At 73.5% G+C, this 13473-nt stretch carries 13 protein-coding genes; 2 read left to right on the top strand and 11 right to left on the bottom strand.

Annotation, left to right across the window (positions count from 1 at the left end; genetic code table 11):
- Window positions 1-10 precede the first annotated feature (10 nt).
- Entirely contained in the window at window positions 11-280 is a 270-nt protein-coding gene (locus ACGFIM_RS36240; protein WP_393210316.1) for a DUF6968 family protein, read from the bottom strand.
- A gap of 164 nt (window positions 281-444) precedes the next feature.
- Between ACGFIM_RS36240 and pyrF the strand changes: the two genes are divergently transcribed.
- Complete coding sequence (pyrF, locus tag ACGFIM_RS36235) at window positions 445-1272, top strand: orotidine-5'-phosphate decarboxylase (RefSeq protein ID WP_393210313.1); 828 nt, start codon at window positions 445-447, stop codon at window positions 1270-1272.
- Window positions 1273-1353: 81 nt separating this feature from the next.
- On the opposite strand, the gene leuA is transcribed toward pyrF, so the two are convergent.
- Window positions 1354-3042, bottom strand: a complete 1689-nt coding sequence (gene leuA, locus ACGFIM_RS36230; RefSeq protein ID WP_393210748.1) for a 2-isopropylmalate synthase — start codon at window positions 3040-3042, stop codon at window positions 1354-1356.
- Window positions 3043-3251: 209 nt separating this feature from the next.
- On the opposite strand from leuA, the gene ACGFIM_RS36225 reads away from it, so the two are divergent.
- Complete coding sequence (locus tag ACGFIM_RS36225; protein ID WP_393210310.1) at window positions 3252-3947, top strand: FadR/GntR family transcriptional regulator; 696 nt, start codon at window positions 3252-3254, stop codon at window positions 3945-3947.
- A 21-nt stretch (window positions 3948-3968) separates the two neighbouring features.
- Here ACGFIM_RS36225 and rbsK read toward each other — a convergent pair whose 3' ends face one another.
- The 9 genes from rbsK to ACGFIM_RS36180 are packed head-to-tail and all read right to left on the bottom strand — an operon-like array spanning window position 3969 to window position 13436.
- Window positions 3969-4853 carry a ribokinase gene (gene rbsK, locus ACGFIM_RS36220; protein ID WP_393210307.1) on the bottom strand — a complete coding sequence of 295 codons (885 nt, stop codon included), beginning with the start codon at window positions 4851-4853 and terminating at the stop codon, window positions 3969-3971.
- Complete coding sequence (locus tag ACGFIM_RS36215; RefSeq protein WP_393210304.1) at window positions 4850-6181, bottom strand: ADP-ribosylglycohydrolase family protein; 1332 nt, start codon at window positions 6179-6181, stop codon at window positions 4850-4852. The genes rbsK and ACGFIM_RS36215 overlap by 4 nt, the downstream gene beginning before the upstream one ends.
- Window positions 6178-7317 (bottom strand): ADP-ribosylglycohydrolase family protein, encoded by a 1140-nt coding sequence (locus tag ACGFIM_RS36210; RefSeq protein ID WP_393210301.1) that lies wholly within the window; start codon window positions 7315-7317, stop codon window positions 6178-6180. Before ACGFIM_RS36210 ends, ACGFIM_RS36215 begins: the two co-directional genes overlap by 4 nt.
- Window positions 7314-8312: an ADP-ribosylglycohydrolase family protein gene (locus ACGFIM_RS36205; RefSeq protein ID WP_393210298.1), complete on the bottom strand. Its 999-nt coding sequence runs from the start codon at window positions 8310-8312 to the stop codon at window positions 7314-7316. The genes ACGFIM_RS36210 and ACGFIM_RS36205 overlap by 4 nt, the downstream gene beginning before the upstream one ends.
- Before the next feature lie 6 nt (window positions 8313-8318).
- Window positions 8319-9365, bottom strand: coding sequence for an ADP-ribosylglycohydrolase family protein (locus tag ACGFIM_RS36200; RefSeq protein ID WP_393210295.1), 1047 nt, complete (start codon window positions 9363-9365; stop codon window positions 8319-8321).
- The gene (locus ACGFIM_RS36195; protein WP_393210292.1) at window positions 9362-10660 is read right to left on the bottom strand and encodes an ABC transporter substrate-binding protein; all 1299 of its coding nucleotides are present in this window, start codon (window positions 10658-10660) and stop codon (window positions 9362-9364) included. The genes ACGFIM_RS36200 and ACGFIM_RS36195 overlap by 4 nt, the downstream gene beginning before the upstream one ends.
- Window positions 10661-10669: 9 nt before the next feature.
- Entirely contained in the window at window positions 10670-11488 is an 819-nt protein-coding gene (locus tag ACGFIM_RS36190) for a carbohydrate ABC transporter permease (RefSeq protein ID WP_393210289.1), read from the bottom strand.
- The gene (locus tag ACGFIM_RS36185) at window positions 11485-12399 is read right to left on the bottom strand and encodes a carbohydrate ABC transporter permease (protein WP_393210286.1); all 915 of its coding nucleotides are present in this window, start codon (window positions 12397-12399) and stop codon (window positions 11485-11487) included. The genes ACGFIM_RS36190 and ACGFIM_RS36185 overlap by 4 nt, the downstream gene beginning before the upstream one ends.
- Window positions 12396-13436 (bottom strand): LacI family DNA-binding transcriptional regulator, encoded by a 1041-nt coding sequence (locus ACGFIM_RS36180; RefSeq protein ID WP_393210283.1) that lies wholly within the window; start codon window positions 13434-13436, stop codon window positions 12396-12398. The genes ACGFIM_RS36185 and ACGFIM_RS36180 overlap by 4 nt, the downstream gene beginning before the upstream one ends.
- Between the last annotated feature and the right edge of the window lie 37 nt (window positions 13437-13473).

Here is a 13473-nt window from a genome sequence, read left to right as displayed (position 1 = left end):
CGTACGGGTGTCAGAACGCGCCCTCCCAGGACAGCAGCCCCTCCTTGGCCTCGGGCGAGCCCGCCAGCGCCTCCCGTACCGTGGTCATCGCCCGCTCGACCGCCTCGAGCGAGTCCAGCCCGGTCACCTTGCGCTCGTGCTCCCACCCTTCGAGCCCGTCGATCCGGTACGGGCACGACCACTCGCCGGTGGGCTCCTCGAAGGGCAGGCCGATCGTCACCACGACCTCGCGCGGCGGCTCGGTGTGCAGCACCAGGACCCGTTGGGCGATCTCGTACATGCCTGTCGCACTACCCCTCGCGGCGCGCGCGAAAGATGCGTCCGCCGCGCGGATCGGGCGGAGGCGAGGCATGGCCTCACCCCATGCCGTAGGGTCACCGGAGAGCCATCCGTGCCCGCGCCCATCCGTGGCCGCCGCAGACGCGGCCGTGAGGAGGTCTCACCGTGATCGAGTCGTTCGGGACCCGCCTTCGAGCCAGGCTGGACGCCTGCGGGCCGCTCTGCGTGGGCATCGATCCCAGCCCCGCGCTGCTGCACGCCTGGGGGCTCGACGACGCCCCGGCCGGTCTCGAGCGGTTCAGCCGCACGGTGGCCGAGTCGGTCGCCGACGTGGCCGCCGTGGTCAAGCCGCAGTCGGCCTTCTTCGAGCGCTGGGGCAGCCGCGGCGTCGCCGTCCTGGAGCGCACCATCGCCGACCTGCGCGCGGCGGGCACGCTGGTGCTGCTCGACGCCAAGCGCGGCGACATCGGCAGCACCATGGCCGCGTACGCGGAGGCGTACCTCGACCAGGGCGGCCCGCTGGCGGCCGACGCGGTGACGCTGAGCCCCTACCAGGGGTTCGGGTCGCTGGAGGGCGCGATCACGTCGGCGATCGCCAACGACGCGGCCGTGTTCGTGGTGACCCGCACCTCCAATCCCGAGTCGGCCGGCTTCCAGCGGCCGGTGGCCGGGCAGGTGATCGAGGGGGCGGCCGAGGTGAACGCGGGGCACGCGCCGTTCGGGCCGGTCGGCCTGGTGATCGGGGCGACGCTCGACCGGCTCGACCACCCGCTCGACGACCTCAACGGCCCGATCCTGGCCCCGGGCGTGGGCGCGCAGGGGGCGACGCCGGCCGACGTGGCGCGGCTGTTCGGTCCGGTGCGCCACGCCGTCCTGCCGTCCGTCTCCCGCGCCGTGCTCGGCGACCCGGCGCGGCTGCGCGAGCGCGTGCTGCGCTACCGCGACGAATGCGCCGCCTGCCTGTCGCCCCAGACCGCAGCCGCCCGGCCCTGAGCCACCGCAGAGGCGGCCGCCCAGGGCCGGGCGGCGCCGCAGGTCCGGCGCTCGGCCTGCGCGGGCGCTCCGCACGGCCGTTCAGCCCTGCGCGCCGCCGCTCCCAGCGCTCCTGGCCCGTGCGACCGCGGCCAGCACGGCGTGCACCGACGCCGTCAGCACCGAGGTGTCCTCGGCCGCGCCCCAGCGGGTGACGCCGCCCGCGCGCACCTCCACGTACGCGATGGCCCTGCCGCCCCTGCCGGGGTCGAGGGCGTGCTCGGTGTAGTGCAGGATGTCCACCTCGGTGCCGTCCTCGGCGAGTGCGGACGCGAGGGCGGCCAGCGGGCCGTTGCCGGTGCCGTGCAGGCGGCGCCCGTCGGGCAGCGTCCCCTCGAACTCGTGCACGCCGGGCCCGGTCTCCACCGCCTTCCACTCCAGCGGCGCGGCGCTCTCACCCGGCGCGATGTAGGTGGCGCGGAACAGCTCCCACAGCTCCTCGGCGGTGATCTCCTCGCCGCTGCCGTCAGTGGCCCGCTGCACGACCGCGGAGAAGTCGATCTGCAGGCGGCGCGGCAGCTCCAGGCCGTAGCGGGTGTGCAGCAGGTACGCGATGCCGCCCTTGCCCGACTGGCTGTTGACCCGGATGACCGCCTGGTAGTCGCGGCCCACGTCGGCGGGGTCGATCGGCAGGTACGGCACGTCCCACGGCGCCTGCCCCGGCGGCACGCCCAGCTCGGCGGCGCGCTCGGCGTGGCGGGCGAGGCCCTTGCTGATGGCGTCCTGGTGGGTGCCGGAGAAGGCGGTGTAGACGAGGTCGCCCGCGTACGGGTGGCGGTCGGGCACCGGCAGCCGGTTGCAGTGCTCGACGACCCTGCGGACCTCGTCGATGTCCGACAGGTCCACCATCGGGTCGACGCCCTGGGAGTGCAGGTTGAGCGCCAGCGTGACCAGGTCCACGTTGCCGGTGCGCTCGCCGTTGCCGAACAGGCAGCCCTCCACCCGCTGGGCTCCGGCGAGCACGGCCAGCTCGGCGCAGGCCACGCCGGTGCCGCGGTCGTTGTGCGGGTGGACCGACAGGATCACCGCGTCCCTGCGGTCGAGGTGGCGGTGCATGTACTCGATCTGGTCGGCGTACACGTTGGGGGTGGCGATCTCGACGGTGGCGGGGAGGTTGTGGATCACGGGCCGGTCGGGCGAGGCGTCCCACAGGGCGGTCAGGCCGTTGCAGACCTCCAGCACGTAGTCGGGCTCGGTGAGGTTGAACACCTCGGGCGAGAACTCGAAGCGGATGTCGCGGTCGCCGGCCAGGCGGGCGACGTGCCCGGCGGCGTCCCTGATCATGGCGTACAGCTCGGCCCGGTCGTGGCCGAGCACGACCTCCCGCCAGGTGGGGGCGGTGGCGGTGTAGAGGTGGACGACCACGCGGGACATGCCCTCGATGGCGGCGAACGTGCGCTCGATGAGATCGCGCCGCGCCGCCGTGAACACCACCACGCTCACGTCGTCGGGCACGACGCCCGGCGTGGCGAGGTGGCGGACGAAGTCGAAGTCCATCTGGCTGGCCGAGGGGTAGCCGACCTCGATCTCCTTGTAGCCCATGCGGACGAGCAGGTCGAACATGCGGCGCTTGCGTGCCGGATCCATCGGCTCGGCCAGGGCCTGGTTGCCGTCGCGCAGGTCCACCGGCACCCACAGGGGCGCCTCGGTGATGCGGCGCGCGGGCCAGGTGCGATCGGTCAGCGGCACCTCGACGCGCTCGTGGACGGGGCGGTAGCGGTGGTACGGCATCGCGCTCGGGCGCTGCCGGTTCCAGTCGTACATGATGTGTTCCTTCACGGTCGCTTCCTGGAGGACCGGCGGGCACCCTGACCACCGCGGCGGGGTGCCGGTCCGGTCAAGCCCCGCCGCGGCGGCCGAGAAGCAGCAGACCGTACGACGTCATGCCGGGTAAACTAACCACACCACAGGTCCTCAGACAACCTGAGAGGTTGGCGCCCATGCCGCTCGGCTCGATCCGCCCCAGCCCGCTCGTCGAGCAGGCCACCGAACATCTGCGCGAGCAGATCACCCAGGGAGAGTGGCCGGTCGGCACCCGGCTGCCCGGGGAGAACGCGCTGGCCAAGACGCTCGGCGTGGGCCGCTCGACGGTGCGCGAGGCGCTGCGGGCGCTCGCCGGCGCGGGCCTGGTGCAGGCGCGGCAGGGCTCCGGCGTGTACGTGATCGCCACCGAGCCGGCCGAGGACTGGCCGGCCCGGCTGCGGCGGGCCGCCGTCACCGACGTGTACGAGGTCCGCGCCATCGTCGAGATCCAGGCGGCGCGGCTGGCGGCACAGCGGCGTACCGAGGAGGACGTGGCGGCGCTGGAGGCGGCGCTGGCCGCCCGCGTCCGTGCGTCGGACGGCGACGACGCCGCCTTCGTCGCGGCCGACATCGACCTGCACGCGGCGGTCGTGGCGGCGGCGCGCAACCCGGTCCTGTCGGACCTGTTCGCCGAGTTCGCGCCCGTGCTGAGGGAAGGGCTGATCGACCTGGTCGAGATGCTGTCGCTGCGCGAGCGCGACCCCAACACGGGTCACGACGCGCACGCGGCGCTGGTGGCCGCGATCAGGGACGGCGAGGCGGACGCGGCGGGCGCGATCCTGCAGGACGAGCTGGACCGGACCCTCGCCCGCCTGCACGAACTCCGCCCCTGATCGGGCCGATGCCGGCGGATGTCAGGTGAGGGCGGCCTCGATGTCGCGGCGGGCCGGCATCGAGGTGCTGGCGCCCTCCCGCTGCACCGACAGCGCCGCCGCCACCGTCGCGAACTCCAGCGCGCGCGGCACCGGCATTCCCTCGGTCCTGGCGACGGCGAGCGCGCCGACGAACGTGTCGCCCGCGGCGGTGGTGTCCACGGCGTTCACCTTCCTGGCGGGCACCCGGTGCCGCTCACCCGAGCGCGAGCCGTAGAGCGCGCCCTCGGAGCCGAGCGTGATCACCGCCTCGGGCACCAGCTCGAGCAGCGCGTCGAGGGCCTGGTCGGGACCGGTGACGCCGGTGATCGCGGCCGCCTCGTGCTCGTTGGGGACGATCGTCGTGACGGCCTCCAGCAGCTCGCCGGGCAGCGGCCGGGCGGGCGCCGGGGTGAGGTAGACGTGGGCGGCGGAGACGCGGGCGGCCTGCGCGGCCCTGACCACGGCCTCCATGGGGAGTTCGAGCTGGAGCAGCAGCGCCTGGGAACCGGCGATGACGGCCAGGTCGCTCCCCGACGGCCCGGTGACCGTGCCGTTCGCGCCGGGGACGACGATGATCGAGTTGCCGCCGGAGTCGTCCACCACGATGTGCGCGATGCCGCTGGGCCCCGGCACCTGGCGCAGCCCGCGCACGTCGACGCCGGCCTCGGCGAGCGTGGCGCGCATCTCGGCCCCGAAGGAGTCGTCGCCCACCGCGCCGAGGAACGCCACCTCGCCGCCCGCCCGCGCGGCGGCGATCGCCTGGTTGGCGCCCTTGCCGCCGGGCACGGTGCGGAAGCTGTGGCCGGTGACGGTCTCGCCGCGCCTGGGCGCCTGGGAGACGTACGCGACGAGGTCCATGTTGGCGCTGCCGAATACCGAGATCATGGCTTCATCATCTCCTGCGTACGCGCGGCCAGCCCGGCGAGACTGACCCCGTCGAACCCGGTCAGGCTGCTGGCCAGGCTGTCGCGGATGCGCCAGCGCTCGGGCACGCCACCGTTCAGCGCCCCCGCCACCGACCCCGCCGTGGCTCCGGCCGAGTCGGTGTCCCAGCCGCCTGCGACCGCTCCCGCGATGGCGGCGGTGAAGTCGCCGCGCGAGTGCACGAGGGCGGCGGCGATGAGCGCGGCGTTGTTGACGGTGTGCACCCAGTGCAGGTGGCCGTGGCGCTCGTGCAGGCGGTCGATGACGCGTTCGAAGTCGCTCTCCCGCTCGGCGTCGGCGACGGCGAGGGTGACGGCCTCGTGCAGCCGCGACCCGGCGGGCACCACGGACAGCCCGGCCCGCACGACCTCCTCGGCCGATGTGGCGACCAGGGAGGCGGCGCACATCGCGGCGGTGAACATGGCGCCGTAGATGCCGTTGGCGGTGTGGGTGAGGCGGGCGTCGCGCCAGGCGTACTCGGCGGCGGTGGCCGGGTCGCCCGGGTTGACCCAGCCGTACACGTCGGCCCTGATGAGCGCGCCGATCCACTCCCTGAACGGGTTGCGCCTGGTGGCGGTCTCCGGCGGCTCGACGCCGTCGAGGAGGTTGCGGTAGGCGACCCGCTCGGCGGTGAACGTGCGCCCCGCGGGCAGCTCGTCCAGCCAGAGCTTGGCCACGTCGTCGGTGGTGAAGGAGCGGCCGTGGCGTTCCAGCACCGACAAGGCGAGCAGCGGATAGTTGAGGTCGTCGTCCTCGGGGATGCCGTCGATGTTCTCGGCGAGGGAGTTGACGCGGCTGCGGCGGTTCCACGGCCAGCGGCGGGCGACGTCCTCCGGCAGGCCCTCGGCGGTGAACCAGCCGGTGATGGGCCAGTTGCCGGTCGACTCGGCGATCTCCCTGATGCCCTCGCGCGGGATCTTCTCGACGGGCTTGCCGAGCACGCAGCCCGCGGCCCTGCCGCGCCAGGCGCCCAGCACGCGGTCGGGGTCCACGTCGGCGCTCCCCTCGCGGGGCGCGGGCCAGTCGGGGCAGGCGGCGACGATGGCGTCCCAGTCGGACGGCTCGCCGGGCGGCGCGGGCAGCGCGGCCAGCTCGTCCAGCAGTTCTTCGGCCAGGCCGCGCAGGCGGGCGGCGCCCGGCTCGGAGGCTCCGGCGCGCGGCGGCGCGTCGTGGCCGCCCGCGGCGTGCCAGCGCGCGGCGATCTCGCGGGCGTCGCGGCCGTCCTCGGCCGCCTGGCGCAGCTCGTGCCCGATCAGGTCCTCGGGCTGGACCCAGGTGAGGCGGATCATGCGCGGTCGAGCTCCGCGAAGGCGGCCTCGTGGACGCGGCGGCGGGCCACGTCGGCGGCGTGCAGGCGGCGCGCGACCTCGGCGATCGCCCGGCCGGGCGCCACCAGGTCGGTACGGCTGGCCGTGCCCACCTGCTCGACCCACTCGGCCGGGACGCTGGACAGCCCGCCGAGCGCGCCCGCGATGGCGCCGCCCATGGAGGCGATGGAGTCGGCGTCGCGGCCGTAGTTGACGCCGCCGAGCACGGTGTCGCGGTAGTCGCCCTTGGCGATCACCAGGAAGGCGAGGGCCAGCGGCAGCTCTTCGATGCTGTGCACGCGGCTCGGCCGCCGCGCGCCGAGCCCCTGGTCGCGGTAGGTGTCGGCGACCGTGTCGAACGGCCGGATGGCCGCGCGCAGCGCCTCGAACGAGCCCTCCCAGTGACCGAGACCGGAGGCGGTCTCGCAGACCGCCTCGATGGCGGCCCTGGTGCCGTCCTTGGCCAGGCGCAGGCAGGTGGCGACCACGGAGTCGGCGGTGGCGCCAGGACGCATGGCCTCGGCGACGGCGGCGGCCATCACGCCGGCGGCCTCGCGGCCGTAGCTGGACTGGTGCGCGCCGGTCAGGTCGATGGCCTCGGCGTAGGCGGCGTCGGGGTCGGCGGCGTTGACGATGCCGACGGGGGCGACGTACATGGCGGCGCCGCAGTTGACGATGTTGCCGACGCCGGCCTCGCGCGGGTCGGCGTGCCCGTAGTGCAGGCGGGCCACGATCCACTTCTCGGCCAGGAAGATCCGTTGCAGCGGCAGCGCCTCGTCCTCCAGCTCGGGGATCCAGCGCTTCTCGCCGATCAGCTCGGGCACCATATACTCGGCCATCGCGTAGGCGTCCAGGTGCCGCCCGGCCTTCTCGTACACGCGGATCAGCGCGTGCGTCATGAGGGTGTCGTCGGTGATGTGGCCGTCGCCCTTGTGGTACGGGGCGATGGGCCGGGCGTTGCGCCAGTCGGCGTTGTACGGCGGCACGATCCCCTCGACGCGGCCCCCGTAGCGCTCCACGATCTGTTCGGCGGTCCAGCCCTCGGTGGCGCCGCCCAGCGCGTCACCGACCGCCGCCCCCGCCACGCAGCCAGTCGCCCTGTCCTCAAGCGGCGTCATGCGATTCCCTCCGAAAGTGTGTCCGCTAGTTCGATCAGATCCCGGCCCGCCAGCTCCGGCAGGCAGCAGCCGGTGAGCGTGCGTGCCGAGGCGATCCACCCCTCCGGGATCGCCTCAAGCCCGCCGCAGGCTCCGGTGAGCGCTCCGGTGAGCGCGGGCGCCGAGTCGGCGAGCGCGGCCAGGCAGGCCGCCGCCGGCACGGCGCGGGCGAGGTCGCCGCCCGCCGCCTCGGCCAGCGCCAGCGCGGCCGGCACGGTCTGCGCGGCGCCGACGCCGTAGCTGTAGACGTGGTCGAGCAGGGCGGCGTCCAGCGCGGGCACGGCGGCGAACGCGTCGCCCGCCCTACGCGCGGCGGCCAGCGCGAGCCGGGCGTTGTGCCCGATCGCGGTGTCCTCGGGCAGCTCGGCCAGCGCCGCCTCGACCGCCCCGGTGATCCGGCCGGACGTGACGGCCTCGGCCACGGCGGCGGCCATCGCGCGGGCGGCGAGCACGCCGTCATAGGCGTTCGTCACCTGGGCGTCGGATGTGGGGTCGCGGCGCAGCACCCCGTACGCGACCGCCCTGACGGCGGCGGCGTCGTCGAAGTGGTGCGGGTTGTCGTGCCCGGACGCGGGCGGAGCGATCCCCTTGGCCAGGTTGTCCAGCGCCGTCGCGACGGAGATGCGGGCCCTGATGCTCTCCGGGCCGGTGCCCGGACGTACGGGCACCAGCTCCGCGTACGCCTCCTCGCGGGGCCGGTCGATGGTCAGCGCCGTCCAGGCCAGCCACTCGGCGTCGTCCGACGGGCCGAGGCGCAGCGGCGCGACCGGCTGGTTGAGCGCGAACGGCACCGGCAGCGTGGTGACGCGGTGCTCCTCGGCGAACGCGTCCAGCTCGCGGTGCAGGCGGCGGCTCCAGGGCGCGTGCAGGGCCGCCCGGTGCCGGGGCGCGGGCCAGCCCGCGGCGTCACCGGCGGCGAGCCCGGCGAAGGCTCCCCTGATTCTGTCCCCCGACATATCGATCTACAGTCCTTCCGCCGGCACGTCGGCTCCGGCCGTTCTGCCGGCTTCGGCGGGCTTTCCGGTCGCGGCGGGAGCGCCGGCCCGTCCGCCGCCCTCCGCCAGCCGGTCGGCCAGCTCGTCGGCGACGTCCAGGACGTGCCGTCCGGCCACCACGGGCAGGCACTTGCCGGTCACGGGCCCGATCTTGGCGGCCCAGCGGGGCGGCACGCCGCTCTCTCCCTGGCAGGCTCCGGCGAGCGCGCCGGCGATGGCGCCGATGGTGTCGGCGTCCCTGCCGAGGCCGACCCCGTACGTGACGGCCGCCTCGACGTCGCCGTCTCCGGCGAGGAACGCGGCCATCGCCAGCGCCACGGCCTCGGGCGCGACGTCGGTCCACGGGTAGTGCCGGACGACGACGGCGTCGTGCAGCGCGGCGGGGTCGCCGGCCGTGAGCGCTTCGCGTGCCCTGACGATGTTCCGCGCGGTCCACGAGCCGGCCGGGACGACCGACAGCGCCGCGTCGACGACCTCCTGCGGGGTCGCGCCGCCCATGGCGGCGGCCACGGCTCCGGCGACCGCGCGGCCGCCGGTGATGCCCTCACCGGATGCGCTGACCAGGCCGTCCTGCTCGATCAGCCGGGCGGCCTCGGCGGGGTCGCCGGGGCAGAAGATCCCGTACGGTGCCGCGCGCATGGCCAGCCCGTCCGACCAGCCGTGGTTGTGCACCAGCCCGGTCAGCGGCGGTTCGAGGCCGCGGCGAAGCGCTTCGACGGTGCCCAGCTCGGAGAAGCCGGCTCCGCGCATGGGGCCCGTCACGCGGGGGATCACCTCGGCCCGGTAGGCCGCCGCCACGTCCGCCGCGGTGAGCGCGTGGCCGTGGCGGACCAGCAGGGAGGCCGCGTAGATGGCGTACTCGGTGTCGTCGGTGCCGCCGCCCTCGATCTCGGTGAGCCGTCCCCACCTGCGGCGGATCTCCTCCGGGGTCAGGTTCTCGGCAGGGGCGCCGAGGGCGTCGCCGGCCGCCAGGCCGAGCAGGCACCCCCGGGCCCTGTCGCGTGGTGACGTCACCGGTAGTACCGCTCCAGCACCTTGTTACCGTCCTCGACCAGCCGCTTGGCCGCCTCGTCGATGGTGATCTTATTGGCGAAGTACTCCTGCAGCACCGGGGTGGCCACCTTGGACTTCCACTCGTCGAAGCCGTTCACCTTCAGGAACGGCGCCACGACGAGGTTCTTGGCCGAGGCCGTCGCGACGTCCCAGCCGTTCTCCTTCGTGGTGATGGCCGGGTCGGAGGCGGCCTTCTGCGAGGTCGGCAGCAGCCAGTCGCCCTTGGCGAGCTTGGCCTGGTTCTCGGCGTTGAGGAAGAACGCGATGAACTGCATGGCCTCGTCGGGGTGCTTGCTGTCCTGCGCGATCGACAGCGTCTGCGAGACCGCGCCCTGCTCGGCGGTGGTGCCCTTCGGCGCGGGCAGCGTGACCCACTCGAAGTCGTCGGGCGCCTGCTCGGCCACCTGCTGGCGCAGGTAGACGCCGGTCGGCAGCATCGCGAACTTGCCCTGGTAGAAGGCGGGCAGCGGGTCGGCGGTGCCCTGGCCGAGCGCGGCCGGGTCGGCCGACTTGTCCTTGTAGAGCTGGTCGTGGATGCGCTGGAGCACCTCGCGCTCCTCGGGGCCGACCTTGACGGTGGTCTTGCCGTCGGTGGTCTGGAAGAACGTGCCGCCGAAGTTGAGCGCCAGGTTGAGCGTCTTGTTGACCGGCGACTTCATCGGCCAGGCGATGCCGTACGTGCCGCCCTTGGTCATCTTCTTGGCCGCCTCGGAGAACTCGTCCCACGACCACGGGTCGTCCGGGGTGGGGATGCGGACCTTGGCGGCGTCCAGCAGCTTCTTGTTGGCGATGATGACCTGCGACTCCTGCAGGAACGGCACGCCGTAGATCCCCTGGCCGCCCTGGCCGTCGTCGAAGGTGACGGTGTCCCAGGCCGCCTGCGGGATGTCGCTCTTCAGCTCGGCGGGCAGCTTGTCCTTCAGGTCGAGCAGGTAGCCGTCGGAGGCGAAGCCGGCCAGCGCGGGCGAGTCGTTGTGGATGACGTCGGGGGCGGTGCCGCCGGAGAACTGGGTGACGAGCTGGTCGTTGACGTTGTCCCAGCTGCCCTGGACGTAGGTCACCTGGATGTCCGGGTGGGCCTTGTTCCACTCCTCCACGATCTGCTTGTTCGCGGCCACCGACTCCTTCTGCCACGCCAGGCTGAGGAAATCGATCTTGACCGGCTCGCCGGGGGCGGACGACTCGCCGCCTCCCCCGCCGCACGCGGCGGCCAACGTGAGGACCGCCGCCACCGCCAGAGCGGACTTGATACGCATATGAGCCTCCTAGCCCTTGACGGCGCCGGCCATCAGGCCGGACTTCAGGCGCCGCTGGATGATTGCGAAGAAGATCAGGCTCGGGATCGTCGCCATGAGCGACGCCGCGGCGAGCGGGCCGAGCCTGGCCACCCCCTCAGGACCGGTGAACCTCACCAGCGTCAGCGGGAGCGTCATGACGTCGGGGTCCTGGAGGATCACGAGCGCGAACATGAATTCGTTCCAGGACGAGATGAACGAGAACAGCAGCGTCGCCACCACGCCGGGCGCGAGCAGCGGGGCCACCACGGTGGCGATGGCCCGCACCCGGGACGCGCCGTCCACCGCCGCGGCCTCCTCCAGCTCGGACGGCACCGCGCGCACGTACCCCTGGAGCATCCACAGCGCGAACGGCAGCGTGAACGTGACGTGCACGAGCACCAGGCCGGGCAGCGTGTTCACCAGGTCCAGGTCCCGCAGGATCAGGAAGAGCGGGATGATGATCAGGATGAACGGGAACACCTGGCTGACCAGCACCCACCCGATCGCGATCTTGTTGACCAGGCCGCGGTAGCGGGCCATCGCGTAGGAGGCGGGCAGCGAGATCAGCACCGTGATCACGCTGGCGAACAGCGCCACCACCAGGCTGCGCAGCGCCGCGCCCACCAGGTCCTGCTCGCCGAACGCGGCGCTGAAGTTGGCCAGCGTGGGCTCGCGCGGGATCCACGTGGGCTCCGTCAGCGCCATCTCCTGCGGCGTCTTCAGCGACGTGGACAGCAGCCACAGCAGCGGGAACGCCAGAAAGACGACGTACGCGAGCAGGGCCGCGTACTGCGAGACGCGCTTCACCTGGCCTCCCTCATCTGGCGCCACAGGTACAGGCCGAGCACCGCGAGCACGACGATGGCCATGGCCAGGCCGAGCATCGAGGCGTAGCCGGCCATGCGGTACCTGAACGCCTCCTCGTAGGCGAACAGCATCGGCAGCCGGGTGCGCCCGCCAGGCCCGCCCTGCGTGAGCACGTAGACCAGGCCGAACTGGTTGATGTTCCACACGAAGTCGAGCGAGGTGATCGCCACGATCACCGGGCGGAGCTGCGGGAGCGTGATGTTCCAGAACCGCCGCCAGGTGCCCGCGCCGTCCATCGCGCCCGCCTCGTACAGCTCCTTGGGCACGTTCTGCAGGCCCGCGAGCAGCACGACCGTCGTCTGCGGCATGCCCGCCCAGACGCCGACCACGATGATCGCCGGCAGCGCCAGCGAGAAGTCGGCCAGCCAGTTGACGTGGGTGCCGAGCAGGTCGTTCAGGATGCCCGCGTCGGGGTGGTAGACGAGCTTCCACATCAGGCCGACCACGACCGGCGGCATCGCCCACGGCACCACCGACAGCACCCTCGCCACCGACCGGCCCCTGAGCTTCTCGTTGAGCAGCAGCGCCAGGCCGAGCGCGGCCAGGAACTGCAGCACCGTCACCGAGACCGACCAGATCGCGCCGATCTGGAACGACGCCCAGAACTCGTCGTCGGTCAGCAGCCTGGTGAAGTTCTCCAGGCCCACGAACTCGGTCTGGTGGTTGCGGGTGTTGCGGGCGTCGGTGAACGCCAGGCCGATGCCGTACAGCAGCGGGCCCACGCTGAACAGCACCACCGGCACCAGCGCCGGCAGCATCAGCAGCCACATCTCGCGCCGCTGCCGCGAGGCCGCGCGGTGCCGGGCTCCCGGCGTGCGCGGCGGCGCGGGTCGCGCCACGGTCGCCGTCACGCGCCGCCCTCCTTCCTCAGCGAGTGCTCGTAATCAGGGCCGGCCGTCGAGGCGCGGATCGCCAGCCGGGGCGGAACGGTGACCCGCTTGGGCTCCCCGTCGTCGCCCTGGAGGCGTTCGAGCAGCAGCTCGGCGGCCGCCTTGCCGCGCTCGGCCGAGCCGAGCGAGACGCTGGTCAGAGACGGCCACGACGCCGCCGCGAGGTCGGTGTCGTCCATGCCGACCACCGCCACGTCCTCCGGTACCCGCCGGCCCTGCTCGCGCAGCACGTCCAGCGCGCCGAGCGCGATCAGGTCGTTGGCGCACATCAGCGCGTCCACCTCGGGGGCGCGCGCCAGCAGCTCGGCCACCGCGCGCCGGCCCTCGGCGCGGTAGAAGTCGCCGATCTGCACGAGGTTCTCGTCGTAGGGCAGCCCGAGGTCCGCCAGCGCCTCCCGGTAGGCCGCGCCGCGCGCGGCGCCCGGCACGGTGTCGAGCGGGCCGTTGACCATGGCGATGCGGCGGCGGCCGAGCGCGTACAGGTGGTCCACGGCCAGGCGGACGCCCGTGCGGGAGTCGGCGCGCACGTTGTCCACCCGCGTGCCGTCGGGCACCGAGCCGATGATCACGACGGGGGCCCTGGCGGCGGCCAGCATCTCCAGGTGGGCGTCGGTGACGCGCAGGGGGCTCATGATGAGGCCGTCCACGTACCGCTCGCCGAGGCTGTGCAGCACGTCGATCTCGTCGGCCACGACGGCGTCGGTCGAGTGCAGCACGAGCCGGTAGCCGGCCGCCTTCAGCACCGGCTGGATCTCGCGCAGCATCGCCAGGTACGCCGGGTTGCCGACGTCGGCCATCGCGAACGCGATCTGGTTGGTGCGGCGCGACTTGAGCGACCTGGCCACGGCGTTGCGCACGTAGCCCAGCTCGTCCGCGGCCGCCATCACCTTGCGCACCGTCTCCTGCCTGGTCGGCAGGCCGTTCAGGACCCGCGAGACGGAGGCGATCGAGACACCGGCGCGCTCGGCGATCGTGGTGATCGTGGGTCCGTCGGCCAAGGCTGTCCTTCCCTCGTGATGTAAACGTTTACAGATG

The organism is Nonomuraea sp. NPDC049309, assembly GCF_043196965.1.
GTDB classification, from domain to species: Bacteria; Actinomycetota; Actinomycetes; order Streptosporangiales; family Streptosporangiaceae; genus Nonomuraea; species Nonomuraea fastidiosa.
Note: the sequence above shows the minus strand (reverse complement) of the source record. Positions and strands in the feature narration are given on the sequence as shown.